This window comes from Burkholderia sp. AW49-1 (genome assembly GCF_053427845.1).
Genome location: NZ_JBSAXF010000008.1, coordinates 17,576 through 32,879 on the forward strand (window position 1 = coordinate 17,576; position 15,304 = coordinate 32,879).

General features: G+C 65.9%; 17 protein-coding genes and 1 pseudogene. 2 read left to right on the forward strand and 16 right to left on the reverse strand.

The annotated features are described in order from the left end of the window. Window positions 1-72: 72 nt before the first annotated feature. From ACV22W_RS14605 to ACV22W_RS14630, 6 genes are all read right to left on the reverse strand, one after another. Window positions 73-1,203 carry a porin gene (locus ACV22W_RS14605; RefSeq protein WP_448020084.1) on the reverse strand — a complete coding sequence of 377 codons (1,131 nt, stop codon included), beginning with the start codon at window positions 1,201-1,203 and terminating at the stop codon, window positions 73-75. A gap of 281 nt (window positions 1,204-1,484) precedes the next feature. Continuing rightward, complete coding sequence (locus ACV22W_RS14610) at window positions 1,485-2,162, reverse strand: response regulator (RefSeq protein ID WP_448020085.1); 678 nt, start codon at window positions 2,160-2,162, stop codon at window positions 1,485-1,487. 12 nt (window positions 2,163-2,174) lie between these two features. Continuing rightward, complete coding sequence (locus ACV22W_RS14615; protein ID WP_448020086.1) at window positions 2,175-3,542, reverse strand: sensor histidine kinase; 1,368 nt, start codon at window positions 3,540-3,542, stop codon at window positions 2,175-2,177. A 73-nt stretch (window positions 3,543-3,615) separates the two neighbouring features. Further along, window positions 3,616-4,473, reverse strand: coding sequence for an ABC transporter permease (locus ACV22W_RS14620; RefSeq protein ID WP_107938093.1), 858 nt, complete (start codon window positions 4,471-4,473; stop codon window positions 3,616-3,618). Window positions 4,474-4,497: 24 nt separating this feature from the next. Further along, a complete protein-coding gene (locus tag ACV22W_RS14625) occupies window positions 4,498-5,295 on the reverse strand; it encodes an ABC transporter ATP-binding protein (protein ID WP_027788757.1) in 798 nt (265 codons plus the stop codon). A gap of 121 nt (window positions 5,296-5,416) precedes the next feature. Then, window positions 5,417-6,421 (reverse strand): ABC transporter substrate-binding protein, encoded by a 1,005-nt coding sequence (locus tag ACV22W_RS14630; protein ID WP_448020088.1) that lies wholly within the window; start codon window positions 6,419-6,421, stop codon window positions 5,417-5,419. 248 nt (window positions 6,422-6,669) lie between these two features. Here ACV22W_RS14630 and ACV22W_RS14635 point away from each other — a divergent pair, with 248 nt between their 5' ends. Beyond that, window positions 6,670-7,656 (forward strand): response regulator, encoded by a 987-nt coding sequence (locus ACV22W_RS14635; RefSeq protein WP_448020090.1) that lies wholly within the window; start codon window positions 6,670-6,672, stop codon window positions 7,654-7,656. A 208-nt stretch (window positions 7,657-7,864) separates the two neighbouring features. Then, window positions 7,865-8,155, forward strand: coding sequence for a hypothetical protein (locus tag ACV22W_RS14640; protein ID WP_448020092.1), 291 nt, complete (start codon window positions 7,865-7,867; stop codon window positions 8,153-8,155). Between the two features lie 396 nt (window positions 8,156-8,551). Here the strand turns inward: ACV22W_RS14640 and ACV22W_RS14645 are convergent. The 10 genes and pseudogenes from ACV22W_RS14645 to ACV22W_RS14690 all read right to left on the reverse strand — a co-directional run. Then, a pseudogene (locus ACV22W_RS14645) lies at window positions 8,552-9,163 on the reverse strand (ATP-binding cassette domain-containing protein); the annotation flags it as partial. A 201-nt stretch (window positions 9,164-9,364) separates the two neighbouring features. Beyond that, complete coding sequence (fliR, locus tag ACV22W_RS14650; protein WP_059691479.1) at window positions 9,365-10,147, reverse strand: flagellar biosynthetic protein FliR; 783 nt, start codon at window positions 10,145-10,147, stop codon at window positions 9,365-9,367. A gap of 28 nt (window positions 10,148-10,175) precedes the next feature. Further along, window positions 10,176-10,448 carry a flagellar biosynthesis protein FliQ gene (gene fliQ / locus ACV22W_RS14655; RefSeq protein ID WP_006750427.1) on the reverse strand — a complete coding sequence of 91 codons (273 nt, stop codon included), beginning with the start codon at window positions 10,446-10,448 and terminating at the stop codon, window positions 10,176-10,178. A gap of 16 nt (window positions 10,449-10,464) precedes the next feature. Next, entirely contained in the window at window positions 10,465-11,226 is a 762-nt protein-coding gene (gene fliP, locus ACV22W_RS14660) for a flagellar type III secretion system pore protein FliP (RefSeq protein WP_059465943.1), read from the reverse strand. A 36-nt stretch (window positions 11,227-11,262) separates the two neighbouring features. Next, window positions 11,263-11,832: a flagellar biosynthetic protein FliO gene (gene fliO / locus ACV22W_RS14665; RefSeq protein WP_448020093.1), complete on the reverse strand. Its 570-nt coding sequence runs from the start codon at window positions 11,830-11,832 to the stop codon at window positions 11,263-11,265. After that, window positions 11,829-12,320 carry a flagellar motor switch protein FliN gene (gene fliN, locus ACV22W_RS14670; RefSeq protein ID WP_059531336.1) on the reverse strand — a complete coding sequence of 164 codons (492 nt, stop codon included), beginning with the start codon at window positions 12,318-12,320 and terminating at the stop codon, window positions 11,829-11,831. The genes fliO and fliN overlap by 4 nt, the downstream gene beginning before the upstream one ends. Next, window positions 12,313-13,311, reverse strand: coding sequence for a flagellar motor switch protein FliM (gene fliM / locus ACV22W_RS14675; protein ID WP_059531334.1), 999 nt, complete (start codon window positions 13,309-13,311; stop codon window positions 12,313-12,315). Before fliM ends, fliN begins: the two co-directional genes overlap by 8 nt. 22 nt (window positions 13,312-13,333) lie before the next feature. Next, the gene (fliL, locus tag ACV22W_RS14680) at window positions 13,334-13,870 is read right to left on the reverse strand and encodes a flagellar basal body-associated protein FliL (protein WP_059531331.1); all 537 of its coding nucleotides are present in this window, start codon (window positions 13,868-13,870) and stop codon (window positions 13,334-13,336) included. 178 nt (window positions 13,871-14,048) lie between these two features. Beyond that, entirely contained in the window at window positions 14,049-14,771 is a 723-nt protein-coding gene (locus tag ACV22W_RS14685; RefSeq protein WP_448020095.1) for an LrgB family protein, read from the reverse strand. 13 nt (window positions 14,772-14,784) lie between these two features. After that, window positions 14,785-15,261 (reverse strand): CidA/LrgA family protein, encoded by a 477-nt coding sequence (locus tag ACV22W_RS14690; RefSeq protein WP_448020096.1) that lies wholly within the window; start codon window positions 15,259-15,261, stop codon window positions 14,785-14,787. Window positions 15,262-15,304 lie beyond the last annotated feature (43 nt).

Sequence of the window (15,304 nt, forward strand, 5' to 3'; positions counted from 1 at the left end):
AACGCCGGCGTGCCCGCATGGAGAGTCCCGAACGAACGATACGGCGGGGCGCGGCGCGCCCCGGCCGCGGGGTCAGAAGCGCGTGCGGATGCCCGAGGTCAGTTCGAGCTGGTTCTTCGCGCCGAACGTCGACGAAACCGTGTAGCCGCCATGCAGCTTCATGTAGTCGCCGGCCAGGTACAGTTCGGTGCGCTTGCTCAGGTGATAGAACACCGACCCGTAGATCGTCTCCTTGAAGCCGTTGCCGACACCGTTCGTCAGGCTGAACGCACCGAGGTTCGCGTTCGGCACGAAGCCGTCCGCGTTGTACGCGGCGTTCTTGACGCGCATCTGCTGGTAGCCGAGCTCGTAATCGAGCGCGCCCTTCGGCGCGATCTTCATCGACACCGTCCACGAATCGTCGTGGCGCTGGCCGAGCGAGCCCTGGTCGCCGTTGTAGCGGAAGTAGCCGGCATTCAGGCGCACGATGCTGAACGCATAGTTGCCGCCGACGGAGAACGTCTGGTTCGTGAAGCCACCGTGATTCACGTGGTTGTAGAAGCCCGACACGGCGAACGGCCCACCGTTGTAGCCGAGCGCTACCTGGTACGCGGAGCCGGTCGCAAACTGGGTCGAGTTGCTGAACTGGTAGCCGGCGCTCGCGAAGATGCCGTTGCTGAACAGCTTCTTCCACGCGAGGCCGTTGTTGTAGCGCGTGCCGGTCGGGCCGGCCGCGTAGAAGATCATCTGCTTGAAGTTGTTCGAGTTGGTCCAGCCGCCTTCCTCGGTCGTGAGCTTCGCGGAGCCGTACGCGTCGCCGTAGATCGCCGATGCGTCGCGCGCGATCGTGTTCTGGAAGCCGGCCGTCAGCTTGCCGAAGCGCTCGTCCTCGACGCCAACCCATGCGTCGCGGTCGAAGATCTGACCTTCGTCTTCCATCTGGCCGTTCGCGACCACGTATTCGCTTTCGAGGCGGAAGATGATCTTCGTGCCGCCGCCGATGTCCTCGGCGCCTCGCAGACCCCAGCGGCTGCCGCTGAACCACGGTTCGCCCTCGTTGCCCATGCCGATCACATGATTGCCGTTCGCGTCGGCGTGGGTCCGGTAGGTCGGAAAGCTCAGGTCCATCAGGCCGTAGAGCTGCACGCTCGACTGCGCGTGCGCCTGGGTGCCGGCGCACAGGCCTGCCGCCGCGATGGAAAGGGCAAGGGTTTTTCGTTTCAAGATCGTCTCCTCCGAGCTGCCGCATTGAAATCTGTTCGTTGGCAGTACGTAATGTATGCCGGCTGTTGCCGGCCACAGCGAGGCGGCCGACGTGTAGCATCGTAGAGGGTGCAATCCTTCACGCCGCTTTCCCCGAGGAAAGAATCGGATCGGTGAAAACACCGAACGCGCAATAATCGCGAATCAGGGCAGGCCGGCAGGTGGGCGCACGCGAGCCCGACAGGCAGCCCGCGGGCTGCCGACACGTTACGTGCTACGAATCGATGCCGGAGGCGGCGCCGTCAGTCCTGCGCGTTCTTCTCGCGCAGGATGTAGCCGAGCCCGCGCAGCGTGATGATCTCGGCCGTGCTGCCCGCCAGATGCTTGCGCAGCCGGTGGATGTAGATGTCGATCGCATCCGCGCTCGGCTCGTCGTCGAGGGCGAACACGCTGTCCATCAGTCGCGCCTTCGACACCGTCTTGTTCTGCTGCAGCATCAGCGTTTCGAGAATCGCATGCTCGCGGCGACGCAGCGCGAGCACCGCGTCGCCGCAACGGAATTCGCGTGTGCCGAACGCGTAGACGAGATCGCCGCATACGAGCTGCGTCGTGCCCACACCGGCCTGCCGGCGGATCAGCGCGCGGATCCGCGCGACCAGTTCGCGCGATTCGAACGGCTTGACCACGTAGTCGTCGGCACCCGCGCCGAAGCAGTCGACCTTGTCGTCGACCGAGCCGTGCGCGGTCAGCATCAGCACCGGCACGTTGTCGTTGCGGCGCCGCAATCGCGCGAGCACTTCCTTGCCGCTGATGCCGGGCAGCCGCATGTCGAGCAGCACCGCGTCGTAGCGTTCGGTTTTCAATACCGTGTCCGCGCGTTCGCCGTCGGCGACGCAGTCGACCGCGAAATCCTCGCCGCGCAGCAGGTTGACGATCCAGTGCGCGAGTTCGGCGTTGTCTTCGACCAGCAGGAGTTTCATGGCGACTTCTCTTCAGGCGTATGCGGGCAGCCGCACGGTCACGACGATACCGCGATTGCCGGGCCCCGGCGCGAGCGACGCGCTGCCGCCGTGCGCCTGCGCGATCTCGCGGACGATCGCGAGACCCAGGCCCGAGCCTTCGGTGTCGGCCGATACGCGGTAGAACCGCTTGAACACGTGCGGTCGCGCTTCGGCCGGAATGCCCGGGCCGTTGTCGACCACGTCGAGCACGACGGCGTCACCGTCGCGCCGCGCGGCGACCGTCACGCAACCGCCCGGTTGCGTATAGCGCACCGCGTTGTCGACGAGGTTCATCACCAGCGCGGTCAGGAGGCTGTCGCTGCCCGCGACGTCGAGCCGTTCGCCGAGATCCGCGCCGAGGTCGATGTCGCGCCGCTGCGCGAGCACGATCGTTTCCTCCAGCACGCTCGATACGACCGCGGCGAGATCGACGCGATGCGTGAGCAGCGTCGACGGCGTCGCTTCCGCGTGCGCGAGCAGCAGCAGCTTGTCGGTCACGTCGGCCATCTTGCGGCTGCTGCGTTGCATGCTGTCGAGCACCGACGCGAGTTCCACATCATCGTGCTCGCGCTGCTTCGCGTACTGGATCTGAGTGTCGAGCACGGCGATCGGCGTGCGCAACTGGTGCGCGGCGTCGGCGATGAAGCGGCGCTGCGTGGCCGTGTGCGTATTGAGCCGCGCGATGCACTGGTTGATCGCGTCGACGATCGGCCGCAGTTCGTGCTGGAGCCGCTCCGGGCGAATCGGCTCCAGTTCCATCGGCCCGCGGTCGGCGACGTCGTCCTTCAGCTTCATCAGCGGGCGCAGCTCAAGCGTGAGGCCCAGATAGACGAGCACCACGGCGAGCACCAGCATCAGCGACAGGCGCACGAGCTGCGGCCGCCAGATTGTCGCGACCATCGCATCGTGCGAGCGCGTCGTCTTCGCGACGACCACCGTGACCGTCTCGATCTTGCCCTCGTTGTACAGCTGGCGGTCGTAGACCACCGCGCGCAGCGGCACGCCGTCGAGCGCCGAGTCGTACAGCGTCGGCTCGATGCCGTGCCGCTCGGGCAGGGCGAGCGCCGGATTGCCGGCGAGCAGCCGCTCGCGGCTGTCGATCACCTTGTAGTAGACCGAATCGGCCGACGGCGACTCGAAGATCTCCAGCGCGGCGGGCGGCACGTCGGCCGCGAGATAGCCATCGCGCCATTCGACATCCTCGCCGATCGTGCGCGCGGACGCGACGAGCGCGCTGTCCTGCACGAGCCCGGCCGTGGTCCGCGCGGTGTCGTACGACATCGCGCCCGCGATCAGCACGAACACCGCGAGCGGCAGCAGCAGCCACCACAAGAGCCGCCCGCGCAGGCTGTGCGCCATTCCTTCTCCTCAATGCCGAACCGCGCCGGGGCAACCGGCGCGGTTCGGGCGTGTGATCCGATGCGTGCGCTGCTCAGAACGCGGCGGGGCGCCACTTGAGCAGGCGCTTCTCGAGCCAGGTCAGCAGGTAATCGGCGGCCAGCGCGACCACGGCCAGCACGATCATCGCCGCGAACACGCCGCTCGCGTTGAACGCGCCCTGGGCCGTGGAGATTAGCAGGCCGATGCCCTGCTTGGAACCCAGGAATTCGCCGACGACCGCACCGACCAGCGCGAAGCCGAAGCTCACGTGCAGGCTTGCGAGAATCCACGAGAGCGCGGACGGGATCACGACCGACGTGGTGATCTGCCGGCGCGACGCGCCGAGGATCTGCGCGTTCGCGATCAGGTAGCGGTCGGCTTCGCGCACGCCCTGGAACGCGTTGCCGAACACGACGAAGAACACCATCACGACGGCCAGCGCGATCTTCGATGCCATCCCGAGGCCGAGCGCGATCACGAACACCGAGCCCAGCACGACGCGCGGGATCGAGTTCGCGATCTGGATGTACAGGCCGAACACGTCGGCCATCAGCTTGTTGCGGCCGAGCACGATCCCGCAGATCACGCCGGCGACCGAGCCGATCAGGAAGCCGATCGTGGTTTCCTCGAGCGTCACCCAGACCTGCGTGAGCAGCGGCCCCTGCGACGTGCCGTTGACGAACCAGTCCTGGATCTGCGCGAAGATCAGCGTCGGCTGCGAGAAGAAGAACGAATCGATCCACTTGAGCCGCGCGGCGAGCTCCCAGCCGCCCAGCACGACGACGAGCACGGCGATCCGCAGGCCGATGATCAGTTGCCGGCGGCGGCGCAGCCGGGTTTGAGCGGCGCGCGACTCGTCCTCGAGCGACGTTGCCGGAATGGCGGTGGGGGGAAGCGTCATGTCGGTCATGCTCCTGTCCTGTCCTTGCTGCCGTCAGCCGATCTGCACTTCTTCGCGCAGGTCGTGCCAGATGTCCTTGGAAATTTCGATGAAGCGCGTGTCGTAGCGAATCTCGGACGTGACGCGCGGGCGCGGCAGGTCGATCTCGTACACGCGCTTGAGCGTCGCGGGGCGCGCGGTCAGCACGAACACGCGGTCGGCGAGCGCGATCGCCTCCTCGAGGTCGTGCGTGACGAACACGACCGAGCCCTTGTTCGCGGACCACAACTGCAGCAGCTCGTCCTGCATCAGCGTGCGCGTCTGCATGTCGAGCGCCGAGAACGGCTCGTCCATCAGCAGGATTTCCGGCTGGTTGATGAAGGTCTGCGCGAGCGCGACGCGCTTGCGCATCCCGCCGGAGAGCTGATGCGGGTAGTGCTTCGTGAACTTGTCGAGGCCGACCTTGCGGATCCATTCCTCGGCCTGCGCGTACGCGACGTCCTTCGAGCGGCCGCGAAACAGCGGGCCCGCCGCGACGTTGTCGATCACGTTGCGCCACGGGAATACCGCGTCGGCCTGGAACACGAAGCCGATGCGCGGGTCGATCCCGTCGACCGGGCGGCCCATCACGCGCACCTCGCCCGACGCCGGCTTGAGCAGGCCGGTGATCAGGTTCAGCGTGGTCGACTTGCCGCAGCCGGTCGGCCCGACGATCGCGATGAACTCGCCGCGTGCGACGCTCATGCTGAAGTCGCGCAGCGCGACGGTGGCCTTGCCTTCCGGCGAAATGAAGCGGCACGACACATTGCGAAACTCGATCGCCGGTGTGCTCGGGGAAACTGCCTGATTCATCGCATTCGTCCTGCGGGTGAGGAAGACGCCGCATCGTGGCGACGCCGGGCCGGTCAGCCGGGCCGGAACGGAGAACGCGCGGCGGCGGGATCGCCGCCGCCGGCGCCTGTATCGCTATCGATTACTTCGCGCTCACGAAATCGTTGGTGTAGGTGCGCGCCAGGTCGATGTGCTTGCCCTTCACCGACGGGTTGAACGCCGACAGCACCTTCAGCACCGTCGCCGGGCCGTCGGCCGGCATCTTCGCGTCGGCCGTGTACATCGGCAGCGACGCCTTCAGCGCGGACACGTACAGCGCCTTGTCCTTCTGGTAGTCGGCCGGCATCTTCGCGGCGATTTCCTCCGCGCTGTGCGTGTGGATGAACTGCATCGTCTTCGCGAACGCGTGCGCGAGCTTGGTCGCTTCGGCCTTGTGCGAATCGGCCCACGCCGACTGCACGTACAGGCTCGCGGCCGGATAGGTGCCGCCGAGCGCCGCGCGCGTGCCTTCCAGCGTGCGCAGGTCAACCAGCACCTTCGCGTCGCCCATCTTCTCGAGCGCGGACACCGTCGGTTCGGTCGTCATCCCGGCGTCGATGCGGCCCTGCTTGATCGCGGCGATGAAGCTCGCGTCGGCGCCGACCGGTAGCATCGTGTACTGCGTCGAGGGCACGCCGTGCTGCAGCGCGAGGTATTGCGTGAGGAAGCTCGTCGACGAGCCGAGGCCCGTCACGCCGAGCGTCTTGCCTTTCGCGTCGGCCATCGACTTGAAGGTGGGGGCGGCCTTGGTCGACACCATCTCGACCTCGCCCGGCACCTGGCCGAACACGGCGATCGCCTTCACTTCCTTGCCTTTGCTCTGCAGGTCGATCGTATGGTCGTAGAAGCCGACGACGCCCTGCACGGCGCCCGCCAGCAGCTCGTTCTCTGCGTCGACGCCGGCCGGCTGCGACAGCAGTTCGACGTCGAGCCCCTCTGCCTTGAAGTAGCCGAGCTCCTGCGTGAGCCGCGCGGGCAGGTAGATCAGCTTGGCGATCCCGCCGACCATGATCGTGACCTTGCCGCCGTCGTCGGCGAAGGCGGGGTGAGCGGCGAGCGCGCAGCTCAGGCTGGCTGCAACGGCGAGGGTGCGCAGGATGGGTCGCATCGGGGTCGTCTCCTTCGTTGTATTCGTTTGGCGCGATGCTTGCTGCATCGTCCTGACGAGTATAGGGAGACGAAACCTTCCGCAACCTTTCGCGGGCCAGCGATTCCGTTAGGGGTTTTCCACGAATCCGGCGCGAATGCTCGAAGAGCGCCGCGCAAGGCGGTTTGCGCAGCGGGTCGGCGTGGCAACCGGCCTATCTATGCTGATTTCTCGGCATTACGCTTTGGCGAGCACGAAAGAATCATCCATTGCGTCCAGACCAACAGCGGCAGCATGGCGTCACGACAAAGGCGCTGGTCGACCGGGACGCATCGCGCAACGCACAGTGCCGACTGCGATTTCTGGTCGTCGGCTCGCCTTCTGACGTGATATTTCATTTCGACGACCCAATGAGACCAACCACCATCGCCATTGCCGACGACCATCCGTTGGTGATCGAAATGTTGAAGCGCCTGCCGCAATGGGAGCCGGATTTCTTCATCTCGCATTGCTGCAATAGCGGGGAGGAATTGATCGATACATTGACGCGCTCCCCGGTCGATCTCATCGTCGTCGACTATTCAATGAATCGCGGCGAGAAATCGATCGACGGTCTGAGGCTGCTGCGCAAACTGCGCGACGTCGCTCCGAATGCGCAATGCGTGATGCTGACCGCACAAAAAAATCCGAGCGTCTTCGCGGCTGCGCTGCGCCTGGGTGTGAGAGCCGTCGCCAGCAAGGAAGACGGGATTGACGAGATCGTGCATGCGTGCCGGCATGTGCGCGCAAGTCGAACGCTGTATTTTTCGCCGACGGTTCGCGCGATCGTTGGGCAGTCAGGCGCGAACGGCCACGGTGCACTTCCAACGTTGACGCAGAAGGAGCTTGACGTCGTGCGCCTGTTCGCGCTGGGCTACTCGCTCGCGAGCATTGCGAAGATGCTCGGTCGCTCGGTCAGCACCGTCTCGACGCAGAAATACACGGCGATGAAAAAGCTGCCAGCCGATACAAATATCAATCTGATCCGCTACGCGTACGAAAGCGGGTTGATTTGGCGCGGTGCACTCGCGCGCTGTCGGCAAGTAGCCGTGGAACTCGTCGTGCCTTTCATGCCGGCGATTAGTCACCCTCTCATGTGGCAAACAGTGTCTGCTGGCCGTCGGCCAGATGACAATCAAGTGTTTCAGAAATGGATATTTTGCGATGCCCGAATTTGCATTGAGCGAGTACGCTTCATATCCGGTGTGTCCATTTAATAAACTTCCGGCAACATTACGAGAGGTGGGTCATGATTTTTGTCGCAAGAATAATCAACGCAATTCTCTCGATTGTCGCGATTAATTTTATAAATATGAAGTTCACATTCCTGCCGGCGGGAACGACATCTACGCTACTGGCCACAGCGATAGGTGTCGCATTAAGTGAGTCGTTCTTTTATATCTTTAACCGAAGGAGATGACAAGATTGGAATATTCTGTCCATAGCAAGGAAATGATGCTTGTCTGCGACGCGTTCGATACCAACGATACTTTCGGCAATATTCGCATTCTGTCCGACGAGGAGCGATTGCTGATCGCAGGCGCCGGCAACCCTTGGGGAGCAGTAGTTGGTGGTCTACAAGGCTCGGTAGCCGGCGGGATCGGCGGCGCCATTACAGAGCCAATGCTCGGTGTCCCTTGGGCTGTAAACGGCCTCGCGGGTATGGCGACGGGCGCTATCCAAGGTGCATTCGCCGGGTGGTTTAGCCCCCGCTAATAAAGCATTAACTGAGAACCGGCTCCCGGACGCATCGAAATAGCTTGCGTCAGGGAGCCGCCATACGATACCGCGCGTCTATTCGGTTCTGGCCGGTTGGGGACGCACGCTCCTTTCCGCGACGTTGCCACCACACTACGGGAATGCGGATACGGACATCCCCTCGCGAGCCGTCGACATGCAGTCGATACAGCCCGTCATCCATCGGCGCCGTCCCACCCAGCCATTCCGCTGATCGGAACCACACCAAGCACGCGCACCCTGCGCACTGCCGTGATCTCCATCGGCCTCGCTACGCATGGCGCAGTGGGATGGCCAACAGCGATCCGGCTCATAGCAATTGGCAACATGCAACTTCATGGGAAATGCAGGTGTGCGAATTGACGTGTCGCGATGCTATGCGGACTGCGTCGGGAACAAGACATTGATATCCAGTTCGAGTGTGCGGCCGTATGCAATTTCGATTACGCGATCTGCGCTCCGGATCGTCTCCGGTCGGTGCGCGATGATGATGCGCGTGATGTTCATGCGACGCACTGCGTCGTTGATCACGGATTCGCGGTCGGTGTCGAGATGACTCGTCGCCTCGTCGAGCACGAGGATCGCGGGCCGGCGGTAGAACGCGCGGGCGAGCAGCACGCGCTGGCGCTGGCCGCCCGACAGCGACGATCCCATGTCACCGACGAGGCTTCGGTAGCCCATCGGCATCGCAACGATGTCATCGTGAATCTGCGCGTGCCGCGCCGCCTCCTCGATTCGCGCGTCGTCGGGTTGTGGATCGAAGAAGCCGATGTTGTCCGCGATCGAGCCGGCGAACAGGACGTCGTCCTGCATCACGCAACCGATTTGGTCGCGATATGGATGCAGCCCGAGCTTACGGATGTCGATACCATCGATGTGCACGCTGCCATGTTCGGGCGTCAGCAGGCCTAGCAGCAGCTTCACCAGCGTCGTCTTGCCCTGGCCCGACGGACCGACGAGCGCAACCGACTCGCCGGGCGCAAGCGTCGTCTGTTGCGACGAGAGGGCGCCCCGCCCATGCCGCCCGCAACACGGTCGCGAGTATCCCGTTAAATGCGAACGCGTCATTCCCGAGTCAATCAGTAAATTCGTCGCCAATCGCGCCAGCTGAAAAGTCTCTGAATCCTCACGAAACTCTGATGACCTGTCCGAAGCGACGCCTGTCGCTCGCGAGGAACGACCCACTTGTCACCGCCACCCCACCAGCACCCGCCCCATCGCATCCAGCCCCATGTCGAACAGGTGCGCCACGAACGGCACGAGGTTCGGGATCATCAGTTGCACGAGCAACAGCCCGACCAGCATCGTCACCGGAAAGCCGATCTGGAAGATGCCGATCTGCGGCGCCGCGCGGTTCAGGATCCCGAGCGCGAGGTTCGCGATGAGGAGCGCCGCGACCACCGGCAGCGCGAGCAGCAGCCCCATCTCGAACACGGTCGCGCCGAATGCGGCGAGCGTGCGCCAGCCGGGCGCGTGCAGCAAATCGGCCGACACCGGCAGCGACTGGAACGACGCGGCCAGCGCCGCGAATACCTGCAGGTGGCCGTCCACCGCAAGGAACGCAAGCATCGCGATCGCGTTCAGGAACCGGCCCATCGCCGGCGTCGCGCCGTTCGAATGCGGGTCGAAGAAGGTCGCGAAACCGAGCCCCATCGACAGGCCGATGAAGTCGCCGGCCGCCTCGACGGCCGCGAACACGATCTGCATCGTGAAGCCCATCGCCGCGCCGATCAGAAACTGCGTGACGACGATCCAGATGCCCTGCGCCGAGAACACGGTGACGCCCGGCATCGCGCCGAGCGTCGGCGCGACGACCAGCGCCATGAACGCGGCGATGCCGATCTTCACGCGCACGGGCACGGCCGCGTGGCCGATCACGGGCGCCGTCGCGACGAGCGCGAGCATCCGCACGAACGGCCACAGGAAAGCCGTCAGCCAGCCGTTGAGCTGCGCGTAGGTGACCGAGAACATCGCGGCGGTACGGAGCCTGGCGTGCCGCTCAGCCGGCGCCGAGCGTCGCGACGTGCAGCAGCGTCTGCCGCAGGTAGTCGAGCATCGTCGTCAGCATCCACGGGCCGGCGATCACGAGCGTCGCGGCCACCGCGAGGAGCTTCGGGATGAACGACAGCGTCGATTCGTTGATCTGCGTCGCGGCCTGGAACAGGCTCACGACGAGGCCGACCGCGAGCGCGACCAGCAGCAGCGGGGCGGCCAGCAGCAGGCCGACCATCATCGCCTGGTGCGCCAGCGTCATCACTTGTTCGGGCGTCATCGCGCGCTTCCTCCGCTTACGTGAAGCTCTGCGCGAGCGAGCCGATCAGCAGCTGCCAGCCGTCGACGAGCACGAACAGCATCAGCTTGAACGGCAGCGACACGGTGGATGGCGACACCATCATCATCCCCATCGACATCAGCACGCTCGCGACGACCATGTCGATGATCAGGAACGGGATGAAGATCGTGAAGCCGATCTGAAAACCGGTCTTCAGCTCGCTCGTGACGAACGCCGGCACCAGCAGCGACAGCGGCACGTCTTCCGGGCCCTGCATCGGCGCGGCTTTCGAAATCTTCGCGAACAGCGCGAGATCGGTCTCGCGAGTCTGCTTCAGCATGAAGCTCTTGAACGGCGCGACGCCGCGCTGCACGGCCTGCTCCATCGGCATCGCGCCGTCGGAGAACGGCTTGTAGCCGTCGGCGTACGCGCGGTCGAGCACCGGCGACATCACGAAGAAGGTGAGGAACATCGCGAGGCCGACCAGCACCTGGTTCGGCGGCGTCGTCGCGGTGCCGAGCGCCTGGCGCAGCAGCGACAGCACGATGATGATGCGCGTGAAGCTCGTCATCATCAGCAGCATCGCCGGCAGAAACGACAGCATCGTGAGCAGCAGCATCGTCTGCACGCTCAGCGAATAGGTGGTGCCGCCGTTCGGGCCCGGGCTCGTGTTGAACGCGGGCAGGCCGGCCGCCTGCGCGCATGCGAGCGCGGGGGCGAGGCCGAGGATCAGCACGGGCGCGAAGCGCGCCGCGTGACGCAGGAATTCGTGTTTCATCGAGATGCGAATACGGAGAGAGGGCGCGACGCCATGTCAGCGGTCCTTGCCGCGCCCGAAGCGCTTCGCGGCTTCGCCCGCGAGCGCATCGCGAAACCGCGCGCCGAACGTGCCGGGCTGGCCGCGTTCGTCCGATGCGACGCCGGCGGGGGCGTCGGCCGAAGCCGGCGCCGTCGTGACCGCCGCCGAGCCGGCCGGCAGCGTATGCAGCAGCCGCACGTTGCCCGGCGCGACGCCGAGCACGAGCCAGGTATCGCCGATCTCGACGATCGTCGCGCTTTCCTTCGCGCCGAGCCCGACGCTCGACACGACCTTCAGCGGGCCGCCGCGCCGCGCGGGCTGGAACCCGAAGCGGCGCGCGAGCCACGCGCAGCCGAACACGAGGCCGATCACGACCGCGAGCCCGAGGAGCGTCTGCAGCACCGCGCCGACGCCGAGCGACGGCACGGCCGAGCCGACCGTCACGCTCGACGCGATGGCGCCGGCGTTGTTCACCGCGTTCATGTCGGCGGCGCCGGCCGGCGCGCAGACGAACGACGCGGCGATGGCCAGCGTCGCCACGCTCGGCAAAAGGCACGCGCCGCGGCCGGACTTCACGACGTTCACCGATTCAGCTTCCGGATGCGTTCGGCCGGCGTGATGATGTCGGTCAGCCGGATGCCGAACTTGTCGTTGACGACCACGACCTCGCCCTGCGCGATCAGGCAGCCGTTCACGAGCACGTCCATCGGCTCGCCGGCGAGACCGTCGAGTTCGACGACCGAACCCTGCGCGAGCTGCAGCAGGTTGCGGATCGCGATCTTCGTGCGACCGAGTTCCACGGTCATCTTGACCGGGATGTCGAGAATCATCTCGATGTCGTTGTGCGTCGAGCTGGCCGCGGCCTTCGACAGCGGCTGGAACACGCCGGCGCCGGTCGCGCCCGCCTGCACCGGCTGCTGGTTCTGCTCGGCAAGCGCGGCGGCCCAGTCATCCAGGCTCGACTCTTCCTCCGCCGCGGCGGGTGCCGCCGGCACGGCCGCGGCCGATTCCGCGAGCGCCGCGTCGGCGAGCGCCTGCGGGTCGAGTTCGGGCGTCGGGTTCAGCTCACTCATATCCACCTTCCTTCATCGTGTCGCCCGCGCTGATCATCTTCTGCACGCGCAACGCATATTGACCATTGAAAATGCCGTAGCCGCATTCCATCACCGGCACGCCGTCGACCTTCGCGGTGATCGTGTCCTCGATCTCCAGCGGCAGCACGTCGCCCGCACGCAGGTTCAGGATCTTCTCGAAGGTCGACGGGATCTCGGCGAGATTCGCGCTCAGCTCGACCTCGGCTGACTGCACCTGCTGCGACAGCACGCGCACCCAGCGGCGGTCGACCTCGAGCGCCTCGCCCTGGATCGGCGACGCGAGCACGTCGCGGATCGGCTCGACCATCGAGTACGGCATGCAGATGTGCAGCGTGCCGCCCGTCGGCCCGAACTCGATCGAGAACTGCGTGACGATCACGATCTCGTTCGGCGTCGCGACGTTCGCGAACTGCGTATGCATCTCCGAGCGCACGAATTCGAACTGCAGCGGCCGCACGCTCTTCCACGCGGTCGTGTAGTGCTCGAACACCAGGTTCAGCAGCTTGCCGATGATCCGCTGCTCGGTGGCCGTGAAGTCGCGGCCCTCGACGCGCGTGTGAAAGCGCCCGTCGCCGCCGAACAGGTTGTCGACGACGAAGAACACGAGGTTCGGGTCGAACACGAACAGCGACGTGCCGCGCAGCGGCTTCACGTGCACCAGGTTCAGGTTCGTCGGGATCGGCAGGTTGCGGGTGAACTCGCTGTATTTCTGCACCTTCACCTGGCTCACGGAGATTTCCGCCGTGCGCCGCATGAAGTTGAAGATGCCGATCCGCAAGAGGCGCGCGAAGCGGTCGTTGATGATCTCGAGGCCGGGCATCCGGCCGCGGACGATCCGCTCCTGCGTCGCGATGTTGTAGGGGCGGACGCCCGACGTGTCGCGCTGCTCGTCGACCGAATCGGTTTCGCCCGTGACGCCCTTGAGGAGGGCGTCGACCTCCTCCTGGGACATGAACTCCTGGTGGCCCATGCGCGCTCCTTGTCCGGCCGCGTTATTGGACGACGAATTCGGTGAACAGCACGTCGTCGACCTTCGCGCGCTGGTTGCCCGGCTGCGTCGGCTGTTCGATCAGCTCCCGCAGTTCCGTCGCGAGCGAACGCTTGCCGTCCGGCGTCGCGAGATCCTCGGGATGCTTGTTCGACAGCGCGAGCAGGATCCGGCTGCGGATCTCCGGCATGCGCGCGGTCAGCTGCTCCTGCGCCTTCGGGTCGGTGAGCTTCAGCGACAGGCCGACGCGCAGGTAGTGCTGCACGCCGTCGTCCGACTGCAGGTTCACGGTCAGCGGGTCGAGCGGGAAGAACACCGGCGCGGCAAGCGGCGCGGGTTCGGCGGGCGCGCTCGCATGGCCGACGCCTGCCTTGCTCAGGAACACGTACATGCCGCCCGCGGCGGCGGCGGCCGCGCCCAGCGCGATGACGGCGATGAGCGCGATGCGCTTGAACTTGCCGGACGAAGCCGGCTTGTCGGCGGTCGGGTTTGCAGTCGTGGAGGCCATGTGAATGCGTGCGTGATGTCTCGTAGCATGCATTGTTCGGCATCCGGGCCGAGCCCGATGGGCGGAAAAGAGGGGGGAATTGCGGCTATCTCAGCCGATTGTCGGGCGGGTATCGGCTCGATGCAGGGCGGCAACGGCGGGGCGAGGCGCGGCCGGCGGGCGCCGGGCAGCAAGGCGGAGCGGGCTGGAGGCGGCGCCCGCCCGCGCAGCGTCAGATCGGCAACAGCGACAAGAGCGGCGCGATCAGCACCATCGCGACACCCGCGATCATCATCGTGAGGCTCGACACGACGCCTTCCTCGCTGCCGATCTCGCGCGCCTTCGCGGTGCCCACGCCGTGGGCGGCCGCGCCGAACAGCGCGCCGCGCGCGAGCCGCGTGCGCATCGGCACCAGCGCCAGCACGATTTCGCCGAGCAGCATCCCGCAGATGCCGGTCGCGATCACGAAGAGGGCGGTGAGGTCCTTCGGTGCATGGATCTTGTCGGATACGGCCAGCGCGAACGGGGTCGAGACCGAGCGCGTCATCAGCGAGCGCTGCAGCTCGGGCGACAGGTGCAGCAGCTTCGCGAGCAGCAGCGACCCGCACACGCCCGCGCCGATCCCGACCGCGACGCCGACCGACAGCGACAGCCAGTGGCGGCGGATCAGGTCGCGGTACTCGTAGATCGGCACCGCGAACGCGATCGTCGCCGGGCCGAGCAGCCACATCAGCCAGCGCGTGTCGCGGAAATAGACCGAATACGGGATGCCGGTCAGCAGGACCAGCAGCACCAGCACGCCCGGCACGAACACGAGCGGCGAGAACAGCAGCGTCTTCCGGTACGCGTAGAGCCGCTTCGACACAAAATACAGGACGACCGTCAGCACGAAGCAGCCGACGGAGATCGCGGTATTCACCTGGTCGGTGGACAGGTTCGACAGCAGCGCAGGCATCCCAGGCTCCGACTCAGTGGGCGGACACGGTGGCGACGCGCGCGCGGCGGCGCTCGGCGAACACGCGCTGCGCGGCAAGCCGGCGTTCGAGCTTCGCGGCGAGGTCGACCGCCACCGCCACCGCGACCATTACGAAGGCGGTGCCGGCGAGCATGACCAGCGCGATGCGCCAGCCGTCCTCGCGGAACAGCCCGCCGTACTGGACGGCCGCGACGGCGGCCGGCACGAAGAACAGCAGCATGTCGGACAGCAGCCAGTTCGCGCCGTCCTTGACCCACGCGGGCGCGACGCGGCCTGAAAACAGCAGCGCGAGCAGCACCGCGAGGCCGATCACGCCGGACGGCACCGGCAGCCCGACCGCGCGTACCGTCCAGTCGACGGCCATCCACAGCACGCCGAGCGCGGCGGCCTGAAGCACGATCCGGCCTGTACGCGCAACGTTGCCCGAAGCGGCGGGGCGGGCGGCGGCAGTGGCGGTCGGCTGGGTCATGGCGGGCTCCATACGGATATTTCGTCGATGGTGTGAGTATAGG

Bases quoted from the DNA above. Each gene is read 5' to 3' on its own strand.
- ACV22W_RS14610 (WP_448020085.1), bottom strand. From the start codon at position 2,162: ATGAAACTCCTGCTGGTCGAAGACAACGCCGAACTCGCGCACTGGATC.
- ACV22W_RS14615 (WP_448020086.1), bottom strand. From the start codon at position 3,542: ATGGCGCACAGCCTGCGCGGGCGGCTCTTGTGGTGGCTGCTGCTGCCG.
- ACV22W_RS14620 (WP_107938093.1), bottom strand. From the start codon at position 4,473: ATGACCGACATGACGCTTCCCCCCACCGCCATTCCGGCAACGTCGCTC.
- ACV22W_RS14625 (WP_027788757.1), bottom strand. From the start codon at position 5,295: ATGAATCAGGCAGTTTCCCCGAGCACACCGGCGATCGAGTTTCGCAAT.
- ACV22W_RS14630 (WP_448020088.1), bottom strand. From the start codon at position 6,421: ATGCGACCCATCCTGCGCACCCTCGCCGTTGCAGCCAGCCTGAGCTGC.
- fliR (WP_059691479.1), bottom strand. From the start codon at position 10,147: ATGTTCTCGGTCACCTACGCGCAGCTCAACGGCTGGCTGACGGCTTTC.
- fliQ (WP_006750427.1), bottom strand. From the start codon at position 10,448: ATGACGCCCGAACAAGTGATGACGCTGGCGCACCAGGCGATGATGGTC.
- fliP (WP_059465943.1), bottom strand. From the start codon at position 11,226: ATGAAACACGAATTCCTGCGTCACGCGGCGCGCTTCGCGCCCGTGCTG.
- fliN (WP_059531336.1), bottom strand. From the start codon at position 12,320: ATGAGTGAGCTGAACCCGACGCCCGAACTCGACCCGCAGGCGCTCGCC.
- fliM (WP_059531334.1), bottom strand. From the start codon at position 13,311: ATGGGCCACCAGGAGTTCATGTCCCAGGAGGAGGTCGACGCCCTCCTC.
- fliL (WP_059531331.1), bottom strand. From the start codon at position 13,870: ATGCATGCTACGAGACATCACGCACGCATTCACATGGCCTCCACGACT.
- ACV22W_RS14685 (WP_448020095.1), bottom strand. From the start codon at position 14,771: ATGCCTGCGCTGCTGTCGAACCTGTCCACCGACCAGGTGAATACCGCG.
- ACV22W_RS14690 (WP_448020096.1), bottom strand. From the start codon at position 15,261: ATGACCCAGCCGACCGCCACTGCCGCCGCCCGCCCCGCCGCTTCGGGC.